The sequence below is a fragment of the Muricoprocola aceti genome, assembly GCF_025567005.1.
Lineage (GTDB): Bacteria > Bacillota > Clostridia > Lachnospirales > Lachnospiraceae > Marvinbryantia > Marvinbryantia aceti.
In genome coordinates this window covers 62,199-87,860 of sequence record NZ_JAOQKE010000003.1, presented here as the reverse complement: position 1 = coordinate 87,860, position 25,662 = coordinate 62,199, and the positions used below count along the sequence as shown (strand labels likewise).

Annotated in this window: 26 protein-coding genes; 5 read left to right on the top strand and 21 right to left on the bottom strand. The window is 43.1% G+C overall.

The genetic code is table 11. The features are described from left to right. Window positions 1–177 precede the first annotated feature (177 nt). A complete protein-coding gene (locus OCV47_RS04290) occupies window positions 178–1,248 on the top strand; it encodes an aldose epimerase family protein (protein ID WP_262654031.1) in 1,071 nt (356 codons plus the stop codon). Here the strand turns inward: OCV47_RS04290 and OCV47_RS04285 are convergent. The 9 genes from OCV47_RS04285 to OCV47_RS04245 all read right to left on the bottom strand — a co-directional run bounded on the left by OCV47_RS04285 (window position 1,235) and on the right by OCV47_RS04245 (window position 11,928). Beyond that, window positions 1,235–2,092 carry an AraC family transcriptional regulator gene (locus OCV47_RS04285; RefSeq protein ID WP_262654030.1) on the bottom strand — a complete coding sequence of 286 codons (858 nt, stop codon included), beginning with the start codon at window positions 2,090–2,092 and terminating at the stop codon, window positions 1,235–1,237. The genes OCV47_RS04290 and OCV47_RS04285 overlap by 14 nt on opposite strands. Window positions 2,093–2,107: 15 nt before the next feature. Next, on the bottom strand, window positions 2,108–2,797 hold the full coding sequence (locus OCV47_RS04280) for an RraA family protein (protein WP_256300577.1): 690 nt from the start codon (window positions 2,795–2,797) through the stop codon (window positions 2,108–2,110). Between the two features lie 3 nt (window positions 2,798–2,800). Beyond that, window positions 2,801–4,471, bottom strand: a complete 1,671-nt coding sequence (ilvD, locus tag OCV47_RS04275; protein ID WP_262654028.1) for a dihydroxy-acid dehydratase — start codon at window positions 4,469–4,471, stop codon at window positions 2,801–2,803. Window positions 4,472–4,474: 3 nt separating this feature from the next. Continuing rightward, complete coding sequence (locus OCV47_RS04270; RefSeq protein WP_262654027.1) at window positions 4,475–5,242, bottom strand: SDR family NAD(P)-dependent oxidoreductase; 768 nt, start codon at window positions 5,240–5,242, stop codon at window positions 4,475–4,477. Beyond that, window positions 5,232–6,074 carry an SMP-30/gluconolactonase/LRE family protein gene (locus OCV47_RS04265; RefSeq protein ID WP_262654026.1) on the bottom strand — a complete coding sequence of 281 codons (843 nt, stop codon included), beginning with the start codon at window positions 6,072–6,074 and terminating at the stop codon, window positions 5,232–5,234. The genes OCV47_RS04270 and OCV47_RS04265 overlap by 11 nt, the downstream gene beginning before the upstream one ends. A gap of 177 nt (window positions 6,075–6,251) precedes the next feature. Continuing rightward, window positions 6,252–7,649 (bottom strand): ATP-binding cassette domain-containing protein, encoded by a 1,398-nt coding sequence (locus OCV47_RS04260; protein ID WP_262654025.1) that lies wholly within the window; start codon window positions 7,647–7,649, stop codon window positions 6,252–6,254. Then, window positions 7,636–8,637: an ABC transporter substrate-binding protein gene (locus OCV47_RS04255; protein WP_331481171.1), complete on the bottom strand. Its 1,002-nt coding sequence runs from the start codon at window positions 8,635–8,637 to the stop codon at window positions 7,636–7,638. The genes OCV47_RS04260 and OCV47_RS04255 overlap by 14 nt, the downstream gene beginning before the upstream one ends. 16 nt (window positions 8,638–8,653) lie before the next feature. Further along, window positions 8,654–10,177, bottom strand: a complete 1,524-nt coding sequence (locus OCV47_RS04250; RefSeq protein ID WP_262654023.1) for a 4Fe-4S dicluster domain-containing protein — start codon at window positions 10,175–10,177, stop codon at window positions 8,654–8,656. A gap of 794 nt (window positions 10,178–10,971) precedes the next feature. After that, on the bottom strand, window positions 10,972–11,928 hold the full coding sequence (locus OCV47_RS04245; RefSeq protein ID WP_262654022.1) for an Rpn family recombination-promoting nuclease/putative transposase: 957 nt from the start codon (window positions 11,926–11,928) through the stop codon (window positions 10,972–10,974). 291 nt (window positions 11,929–12,219) lie between these two features. Between OCV47_RS04245 and OCV47_RS04240 the strand changes: the two genes are divergently transcribed. The 3 genes from OCV47_RS04240 to OCV47_RS04230 all read left to right on the top strand — a co-directional run bounded on the left by OCV47_RS04240 (window position 12,220) and on the right by OCV47_RS04230 (window position 13,928). Next, window positions 12,220–12,735, top strand: a complete 516-nt coding sequence (locus OCV47_RS04240; protein WP_262654020.1) for an ATP-binding protein — start codon at window positions 12,220–12,222, stop codon at window positions 12,733–12,735. A 158-nt stretch (window positions 12,736–12,893) separates the two neighbouring features. Next, window positions 12,894–13,109, top strand: coding sequence for a hypothetical protein (locus OCV47_RS04235; RefSeq protein WP_262654019.1), 216 nt, complete (start codon window positions 12,894–12,896; stop codon window positions 13,107–13,109). Between the two features lie 414 nt (window positions 13,110–13,523). Continuing rightward, on the top strand, window positions 13,524–13,928 hold the full coding sequence (locus OCV47_RS04230; protein ID WP_262654016.1) for an ACT domain-containing protein: 405 nt from the start codon (window positions 13,524–13,526) through the stop codon (window positions 13,926–13,928). Window positions 13,929–14,121: 193 nt separating this feature from the next. Here OCV47_RS04230 and OCV47_RS04225 read toward each other — a convergent pair whose 3' ends face one another. The 6 genes from OCV47_RS04225 to OCV47_RS04200 all read right to left on the bottom strand — a co-directional run bounded on the left by OCV47_RS04225 (window position 14,122) and on the right by OCV47_RS04200 (window position 19,594). Continuing rightward, a complete protein-coding gene (locus OCV47_RS04225) occupies window positions 14,122–14,643 on the bottom strand; it encodes an FmdE family protein (protein ID WP_256300593.1) in 522 nt (173 codons plus the stop codon). A gap of 14 nt (window positions 14,644–14,657) precedes the next feature. Then, window positions 14,658–15,410: an ABC transporter ATP-binding protein gene (locus tag OCV47_RS04220; protein ID WP_262654014.1), complete on the bottom strand. Its 753-nt coding sequence runs from the start codon at window positions 15,408–15,410 to the stop codon at window positions 14,658–14,660. Then, window positions 15,410–16,480, bottom strand: coding sequence for a FecCD family ABC transporter permease (locus tag OCV47_RS04215; protein ID WP_262654012.1), 1,071 nt, complete (start codon window positions 16,478–16,480; stop codon window positions 15,410–15,412). Before OCV47_RS04215 ends, OCV47_RS04220 begins: the two co-directional genes overlap by 1 nt. Before the next feature lie 2 nt (window positions 16,481–16,482). Further along, window positions 16,483–17,568, bottom strand: a complete 1,086-nt coding sequence (locus tag OCV47_RS04210) for an ABC transporter substrate-binding protein (protein WP_262654009.1) — start codon at window positions 17,566–17,568, stop codon at window positions 16,483–16,485. Window positions 17,569–17,623: 55 nt separating this feature from the next. After that, window positions 17,624–18,427: a class I SAM-dependent methyltransferase gene (locus tag OCV47_RS04205; RefSeq protein ID WP_262654008.1), complete on the bottom strand. Its 804-nt coding sequence runs from the start codon at window positions 18,425–18,427 to the stop codon at window positions 17,624–17,626. A 282-nt stretch (window positions 18,428–18,709) separates the two neighbouring features. Continuing rightward, window positions 18,710–19,594, bottom strand: coding sequence for a LysR family transcriptional regulator (locus OCV47_RS04200; RefSeq protein ID WP_262654006.1), 885 nt, complete (start codon window positions 19,592–19,594; stop codon window positions 18,710–18,712). 35 nt (window positions 19,595–19,629) lie between these two features. Between OCV47_RS04200 and OCV47_RS04195 the strand changes: the two genes are divergently transcribed. Then, window positions 19,630–20,478: a glycosyl hydrolase family 28 protein gene (locus OCV47_RS04195; RefSeq protein WP_317244133.1), complete on the top strand. Its 849-nt coding sequence runs from the start codon at window positions 19,630–19,632 to the stop codon at window positions 20,476–20,478. 34 nt (window positions 20,479–20,512) lie between these two features. On the opposite strand, the gene OCV47_RS04190 is transcribed toward OCV47_RS04195, so the two are convergent. From OCV47_RS04190 to OCV47_RS04165, 6 genes are all read right to left on the bottom strand, one after another. Next, window positions 20,513–21,487 carry a HipA domain-containing protein gene (locus OCV47_RS04190; RefSeq protein ID WP_262654005.1) on the bottom strand — a complete coding sequence of 325 codons (975 nt, stop codon included), beginning with the start codon at window positions 21,485–21,487 and terminating at the stop codon, window positions 20,513–20,515. Next, entirely contained in the window at window positions 21,484–21,816 is a 333-nt protein-coding gene (locus OCV47_RS04185; RefSeq protein ID WP_117449573.1) for a HipA N-terminal domain-containing protein, read from the bottom strand. Before OCV47_RS04185 ends, OCV47_RS04190 begins: the two co-directional genes overlap by 4 nt. A 3-nt stretch (window positions 21,817–21,819) precedes the next feature. Beyond that, on the bottom strand, window positions 21,820–22,020 hold the full coding sequence (locus OCV47_RS04180) for a type II toxin-antitoxin system Y4mF family antitoxin (RefSeq protein ID WP_117449578.1): 201 nt from the start codon (window positions 22,018–22,020) through the stop codon (window positions 21,820–21,822). Window positions 22,021–22,157: 137 nt separating this feature from the next. Next, window positions 22,158–23,303: a lactaldehyde reductase gene (fucO, locus tag OCV47_RS04175; RefSeq protein WP_262654000.1), complete on the bottom strand. Its 1,146-nt coding sequence runs from the start codon at window positions 23,301–23,303 to the stop codon at window positions 22,158–22,160. Between the two features lie 147 nt (window positions 23,304–23,450). Beyond that, a complete protein-coding gene (locus OCV47_RS04170; RefSeq protein ID WP_262653998.1) occupies window positions 23,451–24,038 on the bottom strand; it encodes a TetR/AcrR family transcriptional regulator C-terminal domain-containing protein in 588 nt (195 codons plus the stop codon). Window positions 24,039–24,106: 68 nt separating this feature from the next. Next, window positions 24,107–25,654 carry an RsmF rRNA methyltransferase first C-terminal domain-containing protein gene (locus tag OCV47_RS04165; protein ID WP_262653997.1) on the bottom strand — a complete coding sequence of 516 codons (1,548 nt, stop codon included), beginning with the start codon at window positions 25,652–25,654 and terminating at the stop codon, window positions 24,107–24,109. Between the last annotated feature and the right edge of the window lie 8 nt (window positions 25,655–25,662).

Here is a 25,662-nt window from a genome sequence, read left to right as displayed (position 1 = left end):
TATTATGGTTCGTTTTTTAGTTATTTTTTATATATGTTTTTGCATAGCAGCCGCCATTTCTTCAGATCTTTTGTTTGTTTTTTTCTTTTTCCCACTTTTTTTCTGCACTTCTTGCATAATTTTCTATTCTGCGTTACAGTAAATAGCAAAAAATACAAGTGGAAGCAGGTTATCATTATGCAGATTTCTAAATCAGTTTTAACTGACACTCATTTTTCTAATCATCCGAAAAACTATATGTTGCGCCTGATATGTGAAGACGGCTTTTTTGTATCTCTTCTTGGCACCGGTGCGTCCATTCGGCAGATTGGTTTTCCATCCAGACAAATGGATTTACAAAATCTTGCTCTTTCTTTTTCGCAGGAAAGTACTTATTTTTCCAACCCTCTGTATGCGGGAGCCACACTGGCACCAACCGCCGGCCGCATCTCTCATGGTTCCCTCCCTGTGGGCGACCATCTGTATAAGCTCTCCCGAAATGAGAGCGGCATTCATTCCCTTCATGGCGGTTTTGAAAATGCTTCTTTCCTCGTCTGGGAATTACATTCTGCGTCAGTCACTCCTTCTGGTGATGCACAGGTAAGTTTCACCTGCACTCTTCCTGACGGACTGGATGGCTTTCCTGGTAATCGCCATATCACCGTTACTTATACTCTGACAGAAGCCCATCAGCTTACCATGGATTACAACGCCATCTCCGACCAGGATACGTATTTCAACATTTCCAACCACAGTTACTTTAATCTGTCCGGCGACTTTTCCCGTCCGGCCACAGATCATATTCTTCAGATTCACGCTGACCGCTACATCTGTAACGCTCCAGACTTTATCCCAGAAGAGACTGCTGACGTAACCGGTACGCCGTTTGACTTCCGCCATCCGCTGGCTCTGTCTGCACAACTTCAGAAGTATCCGGGAGATATTCAGATCAGGCGCAATCAGGGATACAATCATGGATTCCTTCTAAATCACTCGTCCGACTCTCCGGATCTGCTCTGCACCCTGCCGGATGGTTCCGTACAGATGGCTGTTGCTTCCGATGCGCCATGCATGGTGCTGTATTCCGGTGGCTATATCGATGACAGACAGCAGTTGATCAATGGTCAGCATACTGTCCCGTCCTGTGCCCTGGCTTTTGAATTTCAGGATTATCCGGATGCTCCTGGTGACCATGGATTTCCATACCATATCACCAAAGCCAATACTCCATGGAAACGTCAGATCTGTTATCAGTTTACGATCCGCTGACTTTTTCTTTCCAGCTGCTACGATACTCTGATGGTGTCATTCCGATCTCCTGCCGGAAGATCCGACTAAAATACTGTGGCGTTCCATATCCTGTCTCAAGTGCGATCTCTGTGACACTTTTAGAAGTCTCCCACAGCAATTCTTTTGCCTTGTTCAGGCGAAGGGCCTGTATGTAATCCAGGCAGGACATCCCGATTTCCTGTGTGAAATACCGGCGCAGAAAACGGGAACTGATACCCTGTCTGGCAGCCAGATCCTCGATCTGCAATGGCTCCTGGTAATGCTCCTGAATATATTTCAGAATATCCCGGATCTTCTCATTACGAATCCCGGCTTCTGTTGTGTGAGTTTTCTTTCCATGATAGCCCAGGGCTACCACCAGCTGAAGAACTGACAGATCCAGCATTGTCATCCCATAAGATTCTTTATCCACACGGCAGATCCGGGAGATCTGCTCCATAACCGGTACCAGATCCTCACAGTTTTTCAGTACCTGATATTCTCGCTTTTTTTCGCTGAAAGGAAATATCTCTTTCATATCTTCCGGTATCCGAATACTCATCTCTGTCTGCTGAATCTTACAGCCGCTTTTGGCATCTACCAGAAATCCATGATTTTGAAACGGCGTAATCACAATACATTCTCCAGCTTTCAGGGGAACATATTCTGTGTCAAAAATCATCATGCATTTTCCCTGAAGCACGTAATTAATCTCATACTCGATATGCCTGTGCGCTTCATACCGGTAACTTGGGAGAAAACGATAAGTTCCGGACTTTCGGACTTCTGCCAGGCTTTCTTCCTCTTCCAGTAATTTCAATGCCTTTTTCTTAACTTCATTCATGCTTCTTTGTGTCCTTTACATGATCCCATGTTTCGCAAAAGACTCTACCGTACTCATTCCACCGCGGATTGCTTCTGCAACCATTTTTTCACCGGTTGCTTTCTCGTAAGCTTTCTGGATGACTTCAGTCTCCACTTCTTTTGGAATGACCAGAACACCATCCAGATCTCCGAAAATGATATCACCAGGATTGATTCTGACGCCATCCATCTCGATCGGCACACGATAATCAATGACTTTTCCTCTCGGTCCCTGATCCTGTGCGTATCTTCCATAGGAGAAGCATGGGAAGTTCAGTTCCAGAATGCCTCTGGTATCTCTGTGGAAGCCATTTACCACTGCACCTGCTGCTTTTAAGATCTTCATTCTGGTACACATCAATTCCCCTACCAACGCATAACTTGGTGAAGAACCGCTGCAGATATAGACTTCATTTTCCTTCAGATCATCCAGTGCTTCCAGCATCAGGCCAAAGTTCTTTTTCATGATCGGATTCTGTCCATCAGACAATTCTTCAAATGCATCTGCTTCCAGTACCGGCATGGCTCTTCCGGCCACTACCATCTCTTCACGCATTGGCTGAATCCGCTGTGGAAGAAACTGATGACGATAATTCATCTTATCCAGGATATCTCCAATGACCGCTGAATACAGTTCTTTTTTCATCATTGCAAATAACTCATTGTCATCTTTCCATGTAATCATGTCTTACTCCATTTCCATCACGGCGCCTTCTGCCGCAGATTTTGTGATTTTTCGATATATGTTAAGGTAGCCGTCCGGAAGCTGCTTTTCCACCGGCTTCCATAACGTTCTTCTTTTTTCCAGTTCCTCATCGCTTACGTGGAGGATGATCTTGCGATTCGGCACATCAATGGTGATCTCATCTCCATCTTCTACCAGTGCCAGATTGCCGCCTTCGTATGCCTCCGGTGAGATATGTCCCACAAAGCATCCCCGGTTGGATCCGGAGAATCTTCCATCTGTGACAATCGTACAGCTGTCCGACAGATTCATTCCTTCCAGACATTTCATCGGACGATACATCTCCGGCATCCCCGGACCTCCCTTCGGTCCTTCATAACGAAGAACTACCATGGTATTGGGCTGTACCTCTCCGGCCAGAATCGCCTCACAGGCTTCCTGCTCGCTTTGATATACTTTGGCTTTCCCAGTCACAGTCATCAGATGTTCCGGGATCGCTGCCGGTTTTACCACGGCTCCAAGTGGTGCCAGATTACCTGTCAGAATTGCCACACCTCCATCCGAATGGAACGGTTCTGCCACGGTGCGGATTACCTCCCGGAATGTGGAATACTCTGTATGCTGAAGATTCTCTTTTACCGTCTTTCCACTGGCTGTGATACAGTCTCCGTGAAGAAGCGGTTCCAGTTCTTTCATCACCGCAGGTACTCCACCTGCTTCATAGAAGTCCACCATATCATATGGAGAAGCAGGATAAACGGAAGCGATCTGTGGAATTCGCTTGCTGAACCGGTCAAAAGCTTCCAGTGGAAGATGGCCCAGACCGGCTTCTTTATGAATTGCCTGCAGATGCATGATACCATTGGTAGAACCACCCATGGCCATCAGCACCATGATTGCATTTTCAATCGCTTCTTTTGTCATCACCAGTCTGGCTGTAATGCCTTTTTTCACCAGTCCCATGACTGCCCGTCCGGTCTCATATGCCATCTGAAGGCGCTTTGCGTAAACAGCAGGAATCACTGCACTTCCCGGAAGGCTCATGCCCATGGCTTCTGCCAGACATCCCATGGTATTCGCCGTTCCCAGCATGGCACAGGAGCCTGCACACGGTTCCGCCAGATTCTCAATCTTACGGAATTCTTCTTCATCAATCTCGCCTCGCTGTTTCCAGCCAACGGCTTCTGTCACGATATTTCCATCATAATGTTTTCCTTTATAACAGGCCGGCATCATTGGACCGCTATTGCAAAATACCGCCGGAATATCCAGTCTGGCTGCTGCCATCAGAAGTCCCGGTACGATTTTGTCACAGGATCCCAACAAAACAAGTCCGTCAAACCGATGCGCCCGCACCATACATTCCACAGTTGAAGCAATCAGGTCTCTGGATGGCAGAATGTAACGCATACCCTCATGTCCTTCTGCGATTCCATCACATGGAGCAATATCTCCAAATGTCATGGCCGTTCCTCCTGCTGCCTCAATGCCTTTCTTAGCCTGCTCACACAGTTCATTGATATTATAATGTCCAGGCGTGGCATTGGTGTAGGTATTGACGATAGCGATCAGCGGTTTGCCAAGAGCTTCATCTGTAAATCCCATTGCCTTGTACAGTGCTCTTTTTAATGCGCCTTTATCTCCCTGCAGCAGACTGTTATAATATTCGCTCATTGCTTAATCCTCCACGAAATCATTGGCCGCAACTACCGGAAGGGTAGCGCCGCCATCCATCACCAGTGTGGTTCCTGTAATATAGGCCGCTTCTTCCGATGCCAGATATACGACTCCTTTTGCAATCTCTGTGGTCGTTGCAAATCTGCCAAATGGCAGTCTCTCTGCCGCTTTCAAACGAATATCTCCCGGCTCCCAGCCCACATCGGTATAACCCGGTGCAATCGCTGCCATACGAATGCCATACAGAGACAATTCCATTGCCGCGTTTTTTGTAAATTTAGAGATTGCTGCCTTATTTGGAGCATAGATCGTTGCTCTCGGCCAGCATCCGTTGATCTGATTCGATGAAAGATTGATGATCGTTCCCTTTACCTTCTGTTCAATCATCTTCTTTGCTGCGATCTGGCTGCTGAAGTAGACGCCCTTCCAGTCAATCGCGGTCATCTGGTCAAACATCTCTTCGGTAGCATCCAGGAAATACACTTCACTGCTGATTCCTGCATTGTTCACCAGTACATCTACCACCGGAAAGACTTCAAATACCTGTCGGTACATTTCTTCGATATCCGCTACTTTTCCCATATCAGCATATACAGTCATGGTCTGCACACCAAACTTTTCCATTTCTCTGCACAGTTCTTCGGCTGCCGCTTTGTTGCTGTGATAATTCACAATGACATTATAGCCTGCCTCTGCCATACAGTAAGCAATCTGCCTTCCAATCCCTTTTGCTGCACCTGTTACCAGTGCTGTCTTCCTAATCCCCATATCTGTACACCTCGCCTCCTGTTACCTGTACCTCTTCTACATATAATTCTCCGCCATTGCCAGTGTCATCTCTTGCTGTTGTAATATAGAGCTGCGCTTTGCTCTTTCCCCCAAAACAGCAGCAGCTGACATTGGCATCTGGTACCGGAATTCTCTCTAACACTTCTCCGGTGGTCGGATCTGCGCAGATCACCTGATATCCGCCCCACATGGCAATCCACAGATGTCCTTCACTGTCCATGCACATGCCATCCGGTGAGCCTTTTTCCTTCTTCAGATCAATGGCTGTCCTCTTCTCCGTAATCTGTCCATCCTCTGTCATCCGGTAACGATCCACCTTATCCGTTGCTGTATCCACATGATAAAACAATGCTTTTTTTGTATCCCATGCCAGACCGTTCGGTATGGTAAATCCGGAATAAATCGTCTTGATCTGATCTTTTTCGATACAAAATAATGCGCCTGCATGAGGTGCCGATTCATCCTGCGCCATGGCCATACTGCCAAGCCATAAGCGTCCTTTCGGATCGCATTTGCCATCGTTGTAACGGATACCATCGGGCAGACAGCTTTCCATGACTTTGTCTGCTGTCCGTTTGTCAAAATCCACATGATACAGACCATCCGGCAATGCAGCGATTAAAGTTCCATCCTTTTTCAGCACAAGGTCGCTGACATAGTCCGGCAGCTCCATCTGATTCAGGCTTTCACAATCCGGTCTGAAACAGTATATTTTTCGGCATTCAATATCTACAAAATATAACTTCTCAGAACACTCATCCCAGATACAGCCTTCCAGTAATCGCCCATGTAGATCCGTCATTTTTTCCATTTTTTTCATCTCCTAACCGGATATTTATGCTAATTATACAAAGTTTCTCCATAAATGGCTACTCCTTTTCGGAATGAATCAGATACAGATTTATCCAAAACGGAACTTATCATTAATCAAAAAAAATCGCATCCTTATTCCGCTACATTCTTTATCTATGGTTAAAAGAACTGGCCATCATTTTCCGATGACCAGTTTCTTTTCTTCTGCATCATGTGTGACAAACAACACTTGTTTCCCACTGCACTTTCTTTTGGTATATTCCATCACCAGTTCTCTGGTACTTCTATCCAGACCGCGAAATGGCTCATCCAGAAAGAGCACATCCCAGTCTGCATAGAAAGCTCTCACCAGCGCCACTCTCTGTCGCATTCCAAAGGACAGTTCCTTTACTTTCTGATCCATGCAGTCTAGCAGTCCGACCGCTTCCAGTTCTGTCTTTATCTTCTCATATTCCTGCTTTTCCGGCTCAAAGAGTTTTCTTTTTCTCACAATCCGAATATTGGCATAGACACTCAGATCCTCACCAAAAATCTGCTCCTGAAAAACAGCGCTTTTCTTTCGTCCATCCATACCGGTTATCCTTCCACTGTTCGGCACTTCCAGCCCCATAAGCAGTCGGAGCAGGGTAGTCTTTCCAGCGCCGGAAGGAGCCATGATACAGGTTGTCTGTCCACGCGGAAATGTCCGCGACAGATTCTGGATGACGCAATGTTCCCCATAACTTTTACTTAGATGAGTCAGTATAATATCCTGCTGCTCTTTTACTGGGACGTTTTTCACCTCATCTGTTTTTCCTGAATCTGATATCTGTATTCTTTTTAGCCGTTCTCCTGCCATATCCAGCATTCCAAGGAACAGTTTTTCAAACAGATAGCTCATTACCAGAATCATCGTCGTCCAGGCCAGCAGATCTGCTGTTTCCAGATAGATCTTCGCCTGATACAGCTTTTCCCCGATGGTTCCACCAGAGATTCCGATTACTTCCGCCGCAGTCCCCGCCTTCCATGCCAGACCGATTCCGAGAGCACAGCCGGCTTTTATATAAGGCATCAGCTGAGGAATTCCGATCCATCTCAGTCTTACCCAGACAGGAAGTTCAAATACCTCCGCCATTTCATTCAATTTTGGATTCAGATGCTGCAGTCCTTCCAATACATTTGTGTATAATATCGGAAATGTCATCAGAAACACAATGCATACAGACAGATTTCCTGAAGATATCCACATTAATAACAAAATAATCACAGATGCTACCGGAGTTGTTTTCATCACACATATCATAGGATAACACAGCTCTTCTATCCTTTTATATCGAAATGCCAGTACTGCTGCGCTGCTTCCGGCAAAGATTCCCAGTAAAAATCCTCCCATGATTCTTATCGTTGAATGTAGGATAATTTTCCAGAATCGAATACCACAAATCAGCCAAATCAGTCTTTTTCCTGTAGCAACAGGAGATACTATCAGTATCTCCTGTCCAATCTGCATACTCAATATCTGCCATGCCAGCAGCCAGAATGCAACTGCCCACCAGCGCATCTTACTCTGCTTTTTTCTTTTATTCTGCATCATAATAGAATTCGTCTGCCGGAAGTACTCCGCCGACTGCCTGCGGATTCTCCTGCTCCAGAACCTCCAGATAACCGGAGAGCTTCTCTTTCATCTCCGCTCCGTCTATGTATACAATATTACACTCCGGAAGTGCTTTCTTCGCAATCTCTTCTGGAACGATATCATAGTCACCAATCAGCTTTGCCGCCTCTTCGGTATGCTCATTTACATAAGATACCGATTCCTGATAACGCCCCATGAAATCTTCCACGATCTCCGGATGTTCCTGGGCGAACTCTGTTCTCACCACTGTCACACCAGTCACCAGACTGCTGTTTCCACCGTTGTCTTTCTGAATCTTATCCCATTCCTCTGTCAGATCCAGAGCCACGCGCAGAGAATCATTTTTACTCTGTGCTGTCGTCACAAATGGCTGCGGAAGGAGGGCTGCTGCGTCCTCATGCTCTGCAAGTGCTGCCACGCATTCTGTATGCTCACTCTTCCATTCAATCTGTACATCTTCTCCCGGCGTCAGTCCATTTTCTTTTAATATATAATTCAATGCGTATTCCGGTGTAGCGCCCTTGCCACTGGCATAAATGGTTTTTCCTTTCAGATCAGAAACACTCTGAACCTGTTCACCATTTTCCACCAGATATAAAACCCCCAATGTGTTAATCGTCAGTACCTGCACGCCACCGTTCGTTTTCTGATAAAGCACACTGGCAAGATTGGCAGGAACAGCTGCAATATCCGTAGTTCCCTGCGCAATCGCCGGAGATACTTCATCCGGAGATGCCACAATCTGAAAATCATAATTTTCCCCTGTAATCTCGCCCTGGTCTGCCTGATCCATAAGGGACACCATTCCCATTGCTGTCGGTCCCTTTAATGCCAGAACATTCACGGAATCTTCTGCCCGAACACCTGCTCCTGTACACAGCACCATAGCACCTGTTGTCAGCACCGCCAGCGCACGGTATCTTTTTCTATTCTTCTTTCTGTCCATCTTTCCATCACCCTCTCTAATACACCAGTTTTTCCAGTTCTTTTACATACTCTGTCTGACTGGCTACTGTATGCCCGGCCATCGCCGCATACTTATTTACTGCTGTCTGTGATTTCTTTATGGACTGCATGGTTCCCGCTCCGGCTACACAGCCTCCCGGACATGCCATTCCTTCCAGAAGATATCCATTGTATTTTCCGGCTTTGGCCACAGTCAGAAGCTTTCTGCATTCCTTCAGTCCTTCTGCATTGGCAATCTTCACTTCCCTGTCCGGATATTTTTCATGTATCACATTTTCTACTGCCTTTGCAACGCCACCGGATACAGCAAAATTTCTGCCATCCGCAGATGCATCACTGACTCCGGCCGGATCTTCCTCCAGTAATTCTACTTTTATATTTTTCGCCGCAAAGATCCCCGTCATCTCCTCAAATGTCAGGACAAAATCGACTTCACTTTTTACCGTCCTGCGCATAGCCTCCAATTTTTTCGCTGCACATGGACCAATGAACACAACTTTCGCATTTTTATTCTGCTTTTTGATCAACCTTGCTGTTAAGGTCATTGGTGTCAGCGCCATAGAAATACAGTTTGCATAATCCGGAAACAGCTTTTTGGCCATAACTGACCATGCAGGACAACAGGATGTCGCCATAAATGGCAGCTTTTCCGGCACTTCTTTTATAAAATCTTCTGCTTCCTGTTCTGCACAAAGGTCTGCACCGATTGCCACCTCAAACACATCGGTAAATCCTAGTTCTTTCATTGCTGCCCGCAGCTTTCCAGGGGTTACCTTTGCACCGAACTGTCCTACAAACGCCGGCGCCAGCGCTGCATATACCTGCTCTCCAGATTGAATAGCCCGAATAACCTGAAAGATCTGGGACTTATCTGAAATAGCTCCAAACGGGCAATTTACCAGACATTGTCCACAGGATACACATTTCTCATAATCAATCTCTGCTTTTCCATTCTTATCAGAATGAATCGCATCCATTCCGCAGGCCGCCGCACATGGCCGCTCCTGTATGATAATGGCATGATAAGAACAGACATCTGCACATCTGCCGCATTTCACACATTTTTTCTGGTCAATAATGGATCTGCCATTTGTCCGGTCCAGTGTGATGGCACCTTTTGGGCAGACTTCCACACAAGGATGTGCCAGGCAGCCCTGGCAGCCATCAGATACCCATACTCTTTTTTCATGGCATCCGTTGCAGGCAAATTTGATCACATTAATCAGAGGCGGTGTATAATAGGTCTCCGGCTTATCTGCAAGCTCCACATTATCAGATATCGGTGCATGCTCTGTTGCATCTCTGCATGGCAGCCCCATGGCCAGACGTACCCGTTCTCCCACGATCGCTCTTTCCAGAAACACATCACTTCGAAAGCTTCCGGTTTCTCCCGGTATAATGTGATAAGGTATCTCCTCCACTGTGTTTGCTGCAGGAATATCCGTGTCATAAGCCATTTTTGCCACTTCTGTAAAAATCGCATGACGAATTTCCTGTATTCTCGTTTCTACTCCTCGCACTCTTTTTCCTCCCGTGCTTCTATAGACTCTCCTGATACCTTATTAACTTGTATTATCCGCATATGTATTTCCGCATAAAAGGACATCTTTTCTGATGCCCCGGCACGATATTATTTTAACAAATATAGTCTGAAATAGCTATTGAAATATTATAAAGTTATATAAGAGCTATACTCTGATTAATTTTTTAGCCAAAATTCATCTAATCATACTTTTAAGGTATGATTATTCTATTAAACTAAATATTTCACAGTCATTGTATCCCGTGCTATATTATAGACAGATAAAAAGTCAGGCCAGACTTAACAAGATGTGAAATCACTCAATTAACTATTATTTCTCATAATGTTGAAAGGAGGAACTGATCATGAAAAAGTTTAAAGAAATGTTATCCGAATATTACTATAGTTTCGCTAAAGGATATCACATGTAATCTGATACTTACGACACAGAATATACACTCTCCGGGGGCTGCCAAACGGCAGTCCCCCATTTTTTGTAAAGTGCCTATTTTATTTCTTCGACATAGAACTCATCCTGATCCAATGAGCGAATACCTTTTTTCAGAAATAAAGGCAGCATAAATGGCACTTCTCCAGAAAATACACCATCCGGGATATCTATCGTATAAGTCCTGGCTGTTTCATCTATCCCAGTATTCTCTTTTTATATAAAGAAACAGTATTTTAATAGAAAATGCGTAATGGTGGTACACTTTTTCGGTCAAAAAAAGAGATAGATGAAAATTATTTTGCTTTTCCATCCATCTCCCTGATATTTTATGTTTTGATTTTTTATGACCGAGAAATCTTATCTGTCAGTTTCAATTCTTTCATCAGACGCTCCATATATTCTTCATCCTCAATGGCTCTCTTCATATCTTCCTGGCGTCCAGAATTTATTAATATGTTCATTAACTCTATTATCTCCTTGCGTCCAGATTCTCTTCCTTCTTTTCTTCCTTCTTCTCGTCCCTTTTCTCTGCTTGTTCTCATGGAACTCTGCCAATCCATCTGATAGCGTTCTCTGGCCTCACATTGCAGGCGGATTTTTTCGTCTTCTGATAATTCGCGTAATGTAACTACTGCTTTTTTTATGGATTCTGACTGTTCTGTCATCGCAAGAACCTCCTTCCATGTTTTCGCCTTAAATACGCAGGCCCAGTAGTACAATGCACTGTTTCGTTCTTCCTCTGGTACCTGTTCCAGACAAGACAAGTCTAACACGTGAAGCGCTATTTTTCCAGTAAATTCATATCCTGTTCTGCGGTTTTTCAGTGCATATTCGTTATAAAATGCCGCATCTTCCGGTATCGGAGATTTCATCATGATTCCGATATGGATAGATGGCTTTGTCTGAGTGTAGTCCAGGCCTTTTTTCATATCTGTGAACATCCTGCACAGATAGAACACGGAGCGGTCTGTCCAGTTCTCTACTGATCCCATCTGCATTTCCAGATTAATCTGTTTGTTACCATTTAACAACACTCGTATATCCAGAATACATGTCTTCTCATCAATGGCAGTTCCCAGAATAATAGGGTTACAAATCTCACAGGACAATATTTCTTCTTCCGGTATGTACAATAATGCACTTAACAACCCTTTCAATGCTTCTTTTGAAGTTTGAAATACGGAACGAAACATATAATCATTAGTCAACCCATACTCAACTTCTTGTTCTACGTCAATTGCACACAAAATTGCTTCATCTTTCTCTCGCTCTAATTCTTTGCTTTCTTTCTCTGTCATAAGCAAACTCTCCTTTTTATTTATTACATCTGTGGAATAAATGCCGAATGGCAGGATCTGTAAATTCCTGAAATGTAATTCTACCTTATCACAGAAGAAATACGTTTACAAACAAAATCGTTCGACAAATTTTGTGACTAAATTTTCTTTTTTCACTATCTGACTGACCCCAGTTCCCTGACCACCCTTTCATTTACACTTGCCACAAATTCACTGATCGCTTTATCATCTGGTTTGTCAGGCAGGCTTGTATTTTTTTGTTTGACGAAAGTTATATAAGAGGTGAATCACATGAACGATCCTTTTACTCTGTCCTTCGGGAAAAAGCCTTTACAATATATTTCTCGTATTTCTCAAACAAATCAGATTCTGGAGACCTTCCGCTCTGATGTTCCGTCCACTCAGATTTTCATGATCACCGGTGTACGTGGCTCTGGAAAGACTGTTATGATGACCAGCATTGCCAGTGAACTGAAAAAAGACGATTCATGGATCGTAATCGAACTGAACCCTGCCAGAGATCTGTTGCAAAGTCTGGCTGCTAAGATCTATAGCCTGCCAGATATGCATACCCGTTTTCTGAATGCCAGATTGGATTTCTCTGCATTCAGTCTTGGTGTGTCTGTAGAAAACACTGCTCCAGTTACAGATATTGAAAATGTTCTGGAACTAATGTTGGAACAGATCAAAAAATCTGGAAAACGACTTTTAGTAACGGTGGACGAAGTGACTCCTTCTGAATATATTCGGATTTTTGCCAGTTCCTTTCAGATTTTTTTCGTCAGGATTAGCCCATTTTCCTGCTGATGACTGGATTATATGAGAATATTTATGATCTGCAGAACGACAGGTCTCTTACTTTTTTATACCGCGCGCCAAAGTTACTGCTGGAACCATTGAATTATTCCTCAGTAAGAAATCATTATCAGAAAATTTTCGATATTGATACAAAGACAGCTGGAAAAATGACTGGTTTAACGAAAGGCTATCCTTTTGCGTTTCAGGTTCTGGGATATCTGTACTGGGAAAATCGGAATTGTAAAAACATAGAAGATATCCTGCCAGAATACGACCAGTATCTGGAAGAATATGTTTACAGTAAAATCTGGTCTGAACTGTCCAGCCTTGATCAGAAAGTGCTAATAAACATCTCTCCTGATGAAGAACTGAAAGTAAAATAACTGCGCGACCGTCTTCAGATGTCCTCTGAACTTTTTTCCGTATATCGTGACCATCTGAAAAGGAAAGGTGTCATTGATACAAGGGAATATGGAAAGATCTCCTTTGCACTGCCAAGATTTGCACATTTTGTAGAAATGCAGAAGCTTTGATTCTAAATATACACTCCCCGGAGGACTGCTGAAATGGCATTGACCTCCGACACCCTTTCCAAACAAAATAAGTCTAGCACGTGAAGCGCTATTTTTCCAATAAATTTATATCCTGAAAAGCCAGCAGGGACAATAAAAAAGCCACTAAACTCCGTCCCCACTGGTTGACTTATTCTGGATAATGTGCGACAATGCTTTTATGGTTGAAAGTGCTAAAGCGTAATTGTGACAGCATTTTTTAATAAATACAGGGAGGCATGTTACATGTTAAAGCAGATTACTGTTTATGCAGAAAATAAGAAAGGAACTATGAAGGATATCACTGGTATTCTTGCCAGCCACAATATCAATATCTGGGGTTCTGTTACTAATGAAAGTTCTGAATTCGGTATGGTTCGCATGATTGTATCCGACCCGGACAAGGCTCTGAAAGAGCTCTCCGCTCAGGATTATCTTTGCCGGATGACCAATGTAATTGGTGTGGAAGTAGAAGATAAAGTGGGAAATTTAAATGCGCTTCTGACTGCATTTCTTGATTCCAATATCAACGTGGACTATGTATATCTGTCCTTTAACCGCGACACCGGCAAACCGGTTCTGGTACTCCATACCGAAGATATGGAAGAGGCAGAATCCTGTATCTTGTCCAAAGGATTCTCCGCTATTTAGGCTTATACATTCTGTTTCAAGCCATATTGTTTAGACAAAACCGCTCCTCAGGGCATGGATTATATAAAATCACTGCTCTGGGGAGCGGTTATTTTGCAACAGTCTCTTTACTTTGTTTCGTATCTGTTCTGTCTAGCTATCTTTTCTGCAGCATCCAAAATTTCCCTTGGATTCAGTGGTTCTGCCCACACTTTTACACCTGAAAACGATCATAGGTTTTATAGCAGTCCAGGCAGATCTTTTTTCCGCCGGCTATTCGGATCCAGTTTGCTCCTGTCATTTCTCCACAGCATTCACATTTATAAGAATCAAAGATTCTTGCTTCTTCCGGTAATTTGATAGTAGTCTCTTTCACTTCAAACATGTCTTTCGGTTCTGTATTCTGATAATATGCAAAAGATTCTTCTCTCGACATTCCTTCTGGTTTTTCTTTCAGAACAAGTCTTACCGATTTTCCTGTTTTTCTGTTATAAAATGAAAACGCCTGTTTTCCTCTCATATGGAACAGCAGATTACCTTTCCCGACGCTGCATCCGAGAAGTACCTGAATGGCATCTACACCACAGGCATCATTTTCTGAAATGCAAACCACATCTTCATCTTCCGAGAAGGTAATGTTTAACAGTTTTTCTGCATAAATTGCAGCTTTATATCCTATTGTAAGACCTCCACACTCATGTCCGTGAAATGCAACACATTTTTCCCACTTTGTCATCTGTAATTCCTCCATTATTTTACTATTACTATTTTATTTCCTTCCATTTCGGTAATCACCGTATTCACTCCATACACAGCCTTTATATTTTCGGATGTGATCACGGATATATCACCGTAATCAAATGCTTTTCCTTCATGCATCAATAAAAATCGATCGCAGTATTTTAAAGCCAAATTCAGATCATGAATTACAACCATGACCGTCATATTGTCTTCTGATGCTATTCCTGACGCTATTTTCATCACTTCATGCTGATTATAAATATCAAGACTTGCCGTAGGTTCATCCAGAAGCAATACCTTTGGCTGCTGAGCAAGTGCTCTTGCCAGCATAACCTTCTGCAGCTCACCTCCTGATAATTCATCTGTATATCTCAATTTCAGACCGGTAAGATGCAACCGTTCGATTGCATTGTCCACAATCGCATAATCCTCTTCCGATGGTGTCATCTTCATATGTGGTTTTCGTCCCAGTAAAACCGTATCATATACGGTCAGTCGTCCTGCTGAGGTATGCTGTTCCACATATGCCAGCGTGAGCGCTATTTCTTTTCTGGACGCTTTACTGATGTTCAGATTTTCTACCAGCACTGTTCCACTATCCGGTTTTAATATTCTGTTAAAACACTTTAAAAACGTACTTTTCCCGACACCATTATTCCCAAGTAATGCAATACAGTGCCCTGTTTCCTCTTTCAGACAGACATCCCTCAGGACATTTTTATCTGCATGATAGGAAAATCTCACATGCTCTGCATGTACCATCAATGTCGCCCCCTTTTCAATATGATCCAAAGGAACACCGGGGCTCCCAGTATCGATGTAATAGCACCTATCGGCAGCACGATCGGACTGATCATCAATCTGGACAGGAGATCACTCAAAAGCAACAGATCAGCTCCTGCAAGTCCCGCCGCCGGCAAAAGATATCGATAATCTGAACCAACAAATTTCCTCACAAGATGTGGTGCAATCAATCCGACGAAGCTGATAATACCAATATACGATACGATAACAGCTGCTGTAAAGGATCCGACGACCATACTGCACAATATCGTACTCTGTGTTTTCACGCCAAGTCCTTTTGCTGTTTCCTCTCCCCCCTGCATGGCATTATAATTCCAGCTGTTCAGTTGAAAATATATTGCCGCAAATATTACAACGGTACCCATAATCAGAATTTCTTTCCAGAAAGTACTTCCCAGGTCACCAAACGTCCAATACACTACTGCTGCAACGCGAACATCATCTGCAAAATATTCCAGTAATGTAGTTCCTGCAGAAAATAAAGAACTTAATGCCACACCTGCCAGAACCAGCGTACTTGCATTGATCTCTCTGAATCGCGACAGACACAGCACAAATATAGTCGATACCATTGCAAAAAAGAATGCACACAACGTCGTGACTATCGGATTATTTACATTTAACTGGGCACCGGTACTGCCCGCTGACATCATTCCGCCTCCCAGTGCAATGATTGCAAACGCTGCACCGAACGCAGCTCCCTGCGATACACCGATTGTAGATGCGGATGCCAGAGGATTTCTCAGAACACTCTGCATCACACATCCGACTATTCCCAGTCCAAATCCTGCTGCGATTGCCGTCACTGCTCTTGGAAGACGAATGCTTAAAATAATAATATTATCCTTTTTCTCTCCATAGCCAAACAGTGTACGCAACACTCGATCCAGCGGAACAGAAGAAGATCCCAGCGCAATCGCCAGTAAAAATACAACAATCGTAAATAAAAACAGAAACATTAAAAAATATATTTTCTTTTTGACAAAGGCGCGGTATTCCAGACCGCTCCTTATTCTATCTTCCGTCATCTTTATTCTCCAATGGTAATCGTTCCAAAGCCATAATTATTTTCATCTAATACGTCTAAGTAATCCATACCAATCATCGTATTAAAGATCTCTTCTGCTTTTTCTTCAAAGTTGATATCAGCAAAAGCCTCAGGATAGAGAACAGAACCTGCATAATAAGAGTCTACAATTGCCAGTTCCATATTGCACCAGTAATAATTAAAGTTCACCTGCGCATATACTTTTCCTTCCTGAACAGCCGTAAGACTGTCAATAGCATCTGGATTTGCAGCATAATCTTCGTTTACCAGATTCATGTTTCCCGGATTAAGGAAAATTACATCCGGATCCCATTCCAGAATCTGTTCCATACTTACCTCAACACCAGAATTGGCATCCAATTCATCTGGCAAACTGATTGCATGAATGGCTTCTAATGGTGCGTAGTTTACATACGTCCCTGTAAATCCATGTCCACCATTCCAGCTCACCGCACCCGGATAAACGGTTGGTTTTTCTTCATCCGGAATATCTTTTGTGAGTGTATCCAGTTCCTCTACCCATCCTGTAATAGCGTCTGACACATTCTTTGCATGTTCTTCTGTTCCAAGTACATCACCGATCAGACTGATAGAATCTGTCAGATAATGAGAATTGAATGCATCTCCATAGACACCGATCACAGGAATACCTGTCTTGGCAGCAAGATCTTCCATTGCAACCGGATCAGAATCCTGATAGAAAATAACATCCGGATCTAATGCAACAATTGCTTCTGCATAGTCCGCATTTCCACTTCCGCCAGACGCCATCGCCTCACAATTAGCAAAAAAGTCTTTATTTGCATATGCAAACGGCATTCCCGGGTCACCACGAAGTTCCATTTCTGTGCAGCCAATAATCTTTTCTGTGCCGCCTGCATAAACGATCAGTCTGGCAGCGCTTCCAAGTGCAACGCAGTTATCCACTTCTTCAGGGATCTCTACTTCTCTCCCAAAGACATCCGTAACAACTCTCGTTGCGCCTTCCTCTGCCGCTGCAGAACATACCATTGTTCCCATCACAGCTATTCCTGCCAGTACCATTGCCATTACTTTTTTGTTTCTCATTTTTCTTTTCCCCCTTTATATAATGTTGCTGCAACAATTTCATTCTGCTTTTTCTTTACACAGGCCAGAAAACACTGGTAAGTGTTGTTTCAATTGTTTCACAGACAACATTGTTTACACTGACACTCCGCAAATATTCTTTTATTTGCTTTTCTACAGATGCATCAACCTGCATCATTCCTTTTAATCTGCCAAGATACCATTGCTCTGCCTCTTTCACTGTCCGCTCTGCCTTCCAGGTAACCGGATCATATCTCAGTTCCGGATGGTATCCCCAGAGCCACAGTGCGTCAAATAAAAGTGGCATGTCGTCTCTCCTTTTCATAGAAGAGTCCCCTGCAATTTTGCGTATTTCATCAAAAATCGGATCCCGGCGCCTTGTAGGTTTACTGATAAAGCAATATCGGTTGCTGGCATCATTCATTTTCTTAAAAGACTCATAATCTATCACAGCCGGTGTGGTATGTGCAAATGCAATATCATATTTTCCCCTAAACTCTTCTCCATCACAGGTATGCCAGTTGCGTTTCAGAAATTTTACATTTTTTATATGATTTTTTCTGACGTAATTTTCTCCTTCTTCTATCATACGAGATGAAAAATCCACTCCCGTCACACTTCCTGTACGTTCCGCAATTCTGCACGAATACGCTCCTGCACCACAACCGACATCAAGAATCTGCATGTCCTTACATAACCGGACTTTTTCATCCATAAACTTCAAGAATGGATCTTGCGTAAAATTGTTTTTTTCTTCAAGAAGATATTCTGATGCCACACTGTCCCATGAGGCAATTTCCGCTTCCACATCTTCTACTTCTCTGCCCCATAATTCTTTGATTGTATCTATACCCAACATAATTTTTTCCTCTTTTTTATATTCCATTGTAGAATATCTGATGCGTCAAAAAAGAGCAGTCCTACCAAAAACTGCTCTTTTAGATAAGGATGCTAATGACATTATTTCCAATATGTGCATTTGCTGGAGTATCATATCGGAAACATTTAAGTTAACCTGCTGTTAATATACCTCATTTTCTATGTCGTAACAAGCCTCCCGGGGGGATATATTTGGGTTTTTGTTATGAATAAATGGAATACCTGTATCTGTTTTGGATATATGAATCAGAACCGCCGGATTTTATTCTTCCATATATTTTTTTATAAATGATAAAAACCTTTTCGGCAAATTTTCCATTTTCTGGTCATTGCGAAAAAGGCAGACAAACTGAACAGACTGTTCCTGATTTTCCAGCTGCATCGTATCATGCGATATGGTATGCTCAGTATGACTCAGACAATTGGGACTGATATTACCCAGTTCTGTTTTCTGCAGCATTGTCTGCATAATATAGTCGCTGTTGGTTGTCACTTTTACCTGAAGTTTTCTTTTTTCCTCTTCTCCATCCGTCTGATTTTTCCATAAAGAGATACCGGAATAGTAGTCTTCCACACCCTGAATCAGTAAGATCTCATTTTGCTTCTCATGCTCTGCCTTATTTCTACAGTACAATACCGTCTTCGTTGTTTTCAGAATATAATAACCGACATGATTTTCCGGAAACATCTTTTTTACTTTTTCCAACTGTGACTCTTCAAAATATGCAAAACCAAGCTGATCCTGACTGGCTATAATCCTTCTGATGATTTCTTCTGCCGGCGCACTGATGATATTGTACTTTTCTCCTGCCGCCTGCTGCAAATAATACTCGCAAAATGCATCCGCAAACCAGGAGCTCGGCTGAAAGGATATTCGCAGTTCTTCTGTCGCGTCTTCCTCGGCGCAATCCAGAATCTTTGCACTGCATTCTACCATACTCAATGCATACTGATAAATCTGTTTCCCCTTATCCGTCAGTTCAATTCCATGCTGTTTTCGTTCAAATACTTTTCTTCCCAGTTCTTTTTCCAGCGAGGCAATCATTTTGCTGATATTTGACTGAGAGGTAAACATCAGCGATGCTGCTTTACTGAATGATTTTGTCTGTGCACAGATCACCATGCACTGGAGCTGTCGTAATTCCATTTGAGGTCCTCTTTCCTGTTTCGTGGTAATACATATTGTATTCTTTGCTTTTATCTGAGTCAATCATTTTACAGTCCAAAAAGTGTTGTGTATGCATTTTTTGTGAAGAAGTAGACATCCATAGTGTTCGTATTCTGAACAATCGCATGATGGCAAACTGTGATGGAATTGACCCTGACCACTGCAAACATGTTCGTATCACAAACTGCCATATTGAAGCTGCTGATGACTGTATCGTGTTGAAAACAACGGAGGCAAACAGCCAGTACGGCGATTGTGAAGATATTCTGATCAGCAACTGTACACTTGCTTCTACCAGTGCTGCCATCAAAATCGGAACAGAAAGTGTCAACGATTTTCGCAATATTGTAGTCACAGGATGCAGCATTTATGACGCCAATCGCGGAATTTCTTTCCAGCTGAGAGATCAGGGCAATATCGAAAATGTTCTTATTTCGAATTATATGATCCAGACCAGGAATTCGTCAGAATGCTGGTGGGGATGTGCCGAGCCTGTTAATATTACCACCATCAACCGAAGAGACGATATTCCATCTGGTAAAATCCGCGGGCTCTCTCTTACCAATTTACGCTGCATCGGAGAAGGCAGTATTTATATTGCCGGAAAAGATTCCTCTCCGATCGAGGATCTTACTCTGGACAACATTCGTCTGACACTGGAAAAAAATTCAAAATATCCTATCAAAGGCTACGATTTCCGTCCATGCAGCGGTCCTTCTTTCCAGGAAGGTAAAATTCACGGAATCTATGTAAAAAATGCCAAAGATGTAACTGTTCGAAATATAAAAGTTACCGTACAGGAAGAAATGCAGGAATGGGTTGATCGCGATATTTGCTTTGAAAATGCAGTTGTTAATAAATAAGCTTCTTCAAAAAAATGGCAGTGATTTCATACAATCATGAAATCGCTGCCATTTTCAGCACGCTTATTCGTTCCTGCACAAGTATCTTTACCCGTTCTTTTTGTTCCTCTGACAAATATGCCATATCGATCTGTTTAAAAAGTTTTTCCTCTAATCCACAAACTCTCTTTATCATACGCTCTGCCACATGCAACGATATTCCACAGGATTCCGCCAATATCCGAAATTCTTTTTTGTGTATATTTCTTTTCTTCCCATTTATGGTAAGCGCAAGCTGTTCCTGATCTTCTGGCATAATTACATTTACCGGCAACATATCGTAAGCCCTTGACAATCTGAATATTCTATTTCCTGGTTCTGTTTCTTCAAGAGAAAAATTTTTCAAATGCATATCTGAATTTCCCATGATATAAGATCCAATCACCCGTAAATACATTTCTATCAGATCCAGTCCTGGTGTATCCGAATATTTTTTTATAATCTTTCCGCAATTTTCATAAGATCCTCTATATTTGTCCTGTGTCAGACGGTTGGACAGCTGACAAAAGTCTTCCATCGCATACAGATGTGTCTCTTTTCCCGTTATCTCTCGATCAATTCTTTTTGTAATATATGCATACTCTCCATTCATCTTTATCAGGGCATGTGATACCGTCTGAATTCCCATCAGCTCCGCCATTCGCATAGCCAGATCTTCAAATTCTGGCATATTCTGAAATTCTTCTGTCTGTGGTTTTAAAATATATCCAGTAGAATAGTTCACAATAGTAAGTCGGGCATTTGTATCACTGGTCAAATGCAGTGACAATTTTTTCTGCACTCCTGGTATCGTAAAGCCTTCATTTACTGCCTCATTAGCTAATTTCTCCAGTTGTTCTCTTGTAACATCTAATATCGGCATTTCCCTTGTATGAAAAAAAGCTTTCACACATTTTTTATGCCAACACCAGTCTTTTTCAGATGTTGTTGCATTACTTGAGATTTCTTTACCGCAACACAGGCACTTCATATTCTTTCTCCTCTGATACAAACATCTCCGATACAATCTTTACACGCTGACAACAGCAGACCGAACCGATCATTTCGGTCAATCTTCCAATTTCGGCAAACTACCCCCAGAAGCCACCCTTCTGGAATCAGTCCGTCAAAAAATGGAAATAGAATCGTAGTCTCATACGCCTCCTCACGCAGCGGAAGTGTCAGACTTACCGATACTGCATCTTCTCGTTTCAGATATTCCCTATCATAAGAAAAACAATAGCCCTCTTCTGTCTCTGCGATCATCCCGGCAAAATGATTCTGAATATACACATAGCCTTTCCGATATTCCGATTCCACGTTTTACCTCTCTTTCTTTCCCGGTACTGCCTCACACCCAAACATAGCCAGAGCCTGATTCACCTTATCCAGACGCACAGTTTCTTTTCCCTGTTCCAGTTCTCTTACAAATCGAAGACCAAGACCTGAACGGAATGCAAATTCTTCCTGTGTCAGGCCTGCCTTTTTTCTTTCTTCTTTAATATATTCTCCAATCCTACTCATGCTATACATTATAATCCCGTTCGGGTATAATTTCAAGTATATTAAAGTAAAAGATCCCGATCGGGTATAATCTCATCTTCATTGCAAAAATCCGCTGACACTTTAAAGTATCAACGGATTTTTATAACATCATTTATTTACATAATCTTTCTGAACAGTTCTTTCAGATCTTCCACACTGGCATCTTTTGGATTGCCTGGTGCACAGGCATCTGCATATGCTGATTCTGCCAGGAACTGCAGATCTTCTTCTTTGATGGCTTCCAGTTTCGTAGGAATTCCTACATCTTCTGACAGTTTCTTTACTGCGTCAATAGCTGCTTTTCTGTATGCTTCCTGTGTCATGGAATCTACATCTTTAACACCCATCGCTCTTGCGATTTCACGATATTTTTCACCGGTGCATTCCTGATTGTATTCCATTACGATCGGAAGCATCATAGCGCAGGCAACACCATGTGGTGTGTCGTATACAGCTCCCAGTGTATGAGCCATGGAATGTGCAATTCCAAGACCTACATTGGAGAATCCCATACCGGCAATGTACTGACCAAGTGCCATTCCCTCACGGCCTTCTTTTGTATTATCCACCGCACCGCGCAGAGATTTTGAGATCAGCTCGATTGCTTTCAGATGGAACATATCTGTCATTTCCCATGCTGCTTTTGTGGTATATCCCTCAATGGCATGTGTCAGAGCATCCATACCGGTAGAAGCTGTCAGTCCCTTTGGCATAGAAGACATCATTTCCGGGTCTACTACGGCAATAATCGGCATATCATGTGGGTCTACACATACGAATTTACGTTTTCTTTCTACATCTGTAATAACATAGTTGATTGTTACCTCAGCGGCTGTTCCGGCTGTGGTCGGTACTGCAATAATTGGAACACAAGGCTTTTTCGTTGCCGCGGTTCCTTCCAGACTTCTCACATCTTCGAACTCCGGATTGGCGATGATGATACCGATTGCCTTCGCAGTATCCATGGAAGATCCACCGCCGATTGCAATGATATAATCTGCTTCAGACTTTTTAAATGCCGCTACACCATTCTGTACATTCTGAATGGTCGGGTTTGCCTTAATATCTGAGTAAATCTCATATGCCAGTCCATTCTGTTCCAGGATATCGGTTACTTTGCTGGTTACCTGAAATTTGATCAGATCTGGATCAGAGCATACAAATGCTTTTTTATATCCACGTGTCTTTGCTTCATTTGCGATTTCTGCGATTGCTCCTGCTCCATGATAAGATGTTCCGTTTAAATTAATTCTGTTTGCCATAATCGTTTCTCATCCTTTCTATAGTTCATTTCTACGTCTTTGTTTGTTATTAGATTAACAAATTTAAGTGAAAAAAGAAAGTGACAAAAAGAGGTTTGTGTCACTCTTTCTGTCACTTTCTGAACATAGCAACTGATCACAGAATATCTATAGTTTTTCCTCCAGCATTTCACATTCTGTAAAAATATCTGCCAGCTTTCCCGGCATGCCTTCCACCAGAATATAAGCCAGCCCCTCCGGGGTACATTTTATTTCGCCCAACACCCATTGTACTGTCATGTAGATCGAACTTCGACAATACATCTCCAGAAGATAATGCACTCTTTCTTCCGGCTCTTTCCCGGTCTTTTCCCTGAGCAGCTTTTCATAAAAATCCAGAATCAGTTCAAAATCATGCTCCCACAGGGAATTCTGACTGTCATAGCGAAAGGCCGCCGCAAAAAAATTCTGCTCTTCCTTTATGTAAGTAAATTTCTTTACCAGTGCATCATATATCGTTTTTCCCTGTCCCATATGTTCAAAGGATTTCATCAACAGTTTATCAAAATACCAGTTAATCAGATCGTATTTATCCAGAAAATTCCGATAAAAGGTCTGCCTGGTCAGTCCACAGTTCTCTGTGATCTGCTTTACCGTAATGGATTCCACAGATGCATGCTTCATACATTCCTTCATAGACCTTGCCAGCCGGTACCTGCTTTTTTCCCCTTTTTTTATTTCCGTATCTTCCGGCATCTGCCCACCTCTTTCCATTAAAGCGGACATTCGTAATCCGCTTCGCTACTTGCTCATCGGCTTCCCGCTTAATATTTCATACGCCATCCGGCATGATATTTATTTTTCAGGGTTCCGTTCACCAGCTTGCCCCATCCCAGTGGATATCCGTTGACACATACCAGCTGCCAGCCCTTTTCCAGCCGCTTTCTGACTGCTTTCGGCAGGTCTGCCTCAGACGCTGCCTGAAGATTCTTCGCTACGATATCATCTACGTCCAATGTCTCTCCCCTGAGATATTTTTCCACACGCATATCACTGTAATCCAGATCGATGACTGCCATGTACTCCTTTTTTTTCAATGCCATGGCAAACGACTGACTTGGTTCAAAACGATCCTTGCGGATTTCTCCCAGATACAGACCATTTCGCAGAAATACCAGACCTTTACGGGCGCCAAGTGCTTCCGGCACCAGATAGACCTGTCCCTTGCGGACCTCTACCTGCTTCCAGTTCATCTCCATGGAAACATCTGCAAAAAATTCTGTCAACGCCTTTGTCTCCGGCTTGCCGATACCCTTGATATCAGAAATACCCCCCTGTACCTGGTTCTTCTGTTCGTCCACCGTTGTCTCGCTCTTATTCGACACAACTCTATCGTTTTTTTGTTCTCCTGCTGTTTCTTCAGGTACTCTCTTATGAAGCAGCGCCAGGAAATGACCTTCCCCTGCCATCTTATGCGGCCAGATACGAACACACTTTTTCAAGTCAGCGCTTCCCATTTTTCTGTTTTCAGACTCTTCACTGTCCCATCCTTCATAAGCCACATCCGGACATCCCGGTGCAAATCCCTCAAATGGCTTTATTTCCCGGATCTCCATATCCTCTCTGCTATCCAGCAGGAATTGTATCACCTGTTCATTTTCCTCAGGTGAAAAGGTGCAGGTAGAATACAACAAATCTCCTCCCGGTGCCAGCATCTGTGCGGCTCTGGTAATGATCTCTTTTTGCTGTTTTGCACATTCATACGGTTTATTTCCCTCCCATACTTTGGCTACAGCAGGATCCTTTCGAAACATTCCTTCTCCAGAACACGGTGCGTCCACCAGAATTTTGTCAAAAAATTCTGGAAAGTTTTCTGCCAGCTTCGCCGGAACCTCGTTCACAATAAAGGAATTGCGGATACCAAAAACCTCCACGTTTTTCAATAGAGCTTTTGCTCTGGATGCACTGATATCATTGGCCACCAGTACCCCTTTTCCATGAAGACGGGCTCCCAGTTCCGTTGCCTTGCCACCCGGGGCGGCGCACAGATCCAGCACCCGGTCTCCCGGCTGTGACACCAGTCTGGATGCCGGCGTCATGGCACTTGGTTCCTGCAGATAATATAACCCGGCATAATAAAACGGATGTCTGGCAGGCATATCCTGCTCTTCGTAATAATATCCATTCTCTGTCCACGGAATTTTTGTCAGATGAAAGGGTGCCTTTTTTTCAAATTCCTCCGTTGAAATCTTATCCACATTTACCCGCAAGCCAAAATTTCTCGGCCGGTCATAGGAATCCAGGAACTCCTCATATTCTGCTCCCAGGAGCTTCTTCATTTTTATCTCAAATTCTCTTGGTAATGATACCATTTTCTTTC

Excerpts from the sequence above, each read along its gene's own strand:
- OCV47_RS04260 (WP_262654025.1), bottom strand. The coding sequence starts at position 7,649 with ATGATGCAGAATAAAAGAAAAAAGCAGAGTAAGATGCGCTGGTGGGCA.
- OCV47_RS04240 (WP_262654020.1), top strand. The coding sequence starts at position 12,220 with ATGAACGATCCTTTTACTCTGTCCTTCGGGAAAAAGCCTTTACAATAT.
- OCV47_RS04205 (WP_262654008.1), bottom strand. The coding sequence starts at position 18,427 with ATGTTGGGTATAGATACAATCAAAGAATTATGGGGCAGAGAAGTAGAA.
- OCV47_RS04210 (WP_262654009.1), bottom strand. The coding sequence starts at position 17,568 with ATGAGAAACAAAAAAGTAATGGCAATGGTACTGGCAGGAATAGCTGTG.
- OCV47_RS04170 (WP_262653998.1), bottom strand. The coding sequence starts at position 24,038 with ATGCCGGAAGATACGGAAATAAAAAAAGGGGAAAAAAGCAGGTACCGG.
- OCV47_RS04270 (WP_262654027.1), bottom strand. The coding sequence starts at position 5,242 with ATGGGGATTAGGAAGACAGCACTGGTAACAGGTGCAGCAAAAGGGATT.
- OCV47_RS04235 (WP_262654019.1), top strand. The coding sequence starts at position 12,894 with ATGACTGGTTTAACGAAAGGCTATCCTTTTGCGTTTCAGGTTCTGGGA.
- OCV47_RS04165 (WP_262653997.1), bottom strand. The coding sequence starts at position 25,654 with ATGGTATCATTACCAAGAGAATTTGAGATAAAAATGAAGAAGCTCCTG.
- OCV47_RS04190 (WP_262654005.1), bottom strand. The coding sequence starts at position 21,487 with ATGAAGTGCCTGTGTTGCGGTAAAGAAATCTCAAGTAATGCAACAACA.
- OCV47_RS04245 (WP_262654022.1), bottom strand. The coding sequence starts at position 11,928 with ATGACAGAGAAAGAAAGCAAAGAATTAGAGCGAGAGAAAGATGAAGCA.
- OCV47_RS04285 (WP_262654030.1), bottom strand. The coding sequence starts at position 2,092 with ATGAATGAAGTTAAGAAAAAGGCATTGAAATTACTGGAAGAGGAAGAA.
- fucO (WP_262654000.1), bottom strand. The coding sequence starts at position 23,303 with ATGGCAAACAGAATTAATTTAAACGGAACATCTTATCATGGAGCAGGA.
- OCV47_RS04290 (WP_262654031.1), top strand. The coding sequence starts at position 178 with ATGCAGATTTCTAAATCAGTTTTAACTGACACTCATTTTTCTAATCAT.
- OCV47_RS04225 (WP_256300593.1), bottom strand. The coding sequence starts at position 14,643 with ATGACAAAGTGGGAAAAATGTGTTGCATTTCACGGACATGAGTGTGGA.
- OCV47_RS04220 (WP_262654014.1), bottom strand. The coding sequence starts at position 15,410 with ATGGTACATGCAGAGCATGTGAGATTTTCCTATCATGCAGATAAAAAT.
- OCV47_RS04230 (WP_262654016.1), top strand. The coding sequence starts at position 13,524 with ATGTTAAAGCAGATTACTGTTTATGCAGAAAATAAGAAAGGAACTATG.
- OCV47_RS04215 (WP_262654012.1), bottom strand. The coding sequence starts at position 16,480 with ATGACGGAAGATAGAATAAGGAGCGGTCTGGAATACCGCGCCTTTGTC.
- OCV47_RS04180 (WP_117449578.1), bottom strand. The coding sequence starts at position 22,020 with ATGAGTAGGATTGGAGAATATATTAAAGAAGAAAGAAAAAAGGCAGGC.
- OCV47_RS04255 (WP_331481171.1), bottom strand. The coding sequence starts at position 8,637 with ATGGACAGAAAGAAGAATAGAAAAAGATACCGTGCGCTGGCGGTGCTG.
- OCV47_RS04200 (WP_262654006.1), bottom strand. The coding sequence starts at position 19,594 with ATGGAATTACGACAGCTCCAGTGCATGGTGATCTGTGCACAGACAAAA.
- OCV47_RS04280 (WP_256300577.1), bottom strand. The coding sequence starts at position 2,797 with ATGATTACATGGAAAGATGACAATGAGTTATTTGCAATGATGAAAAAA.
- ilvD (WP_262654028.1), bottom strand. The coding sequence starts at position 4,471 with ATGAGCGAATATTATAACAGTCTGCTGCAGGGAGATAAAGGCGCATTA.
- OCV47_RS04265 (WP_262654026.1), bottom strand. The coding sequence starts at position 6,074 with ATGGAAAAAATGACGGATCTACATGGGCGATTACTGGAAGGCTGTATC.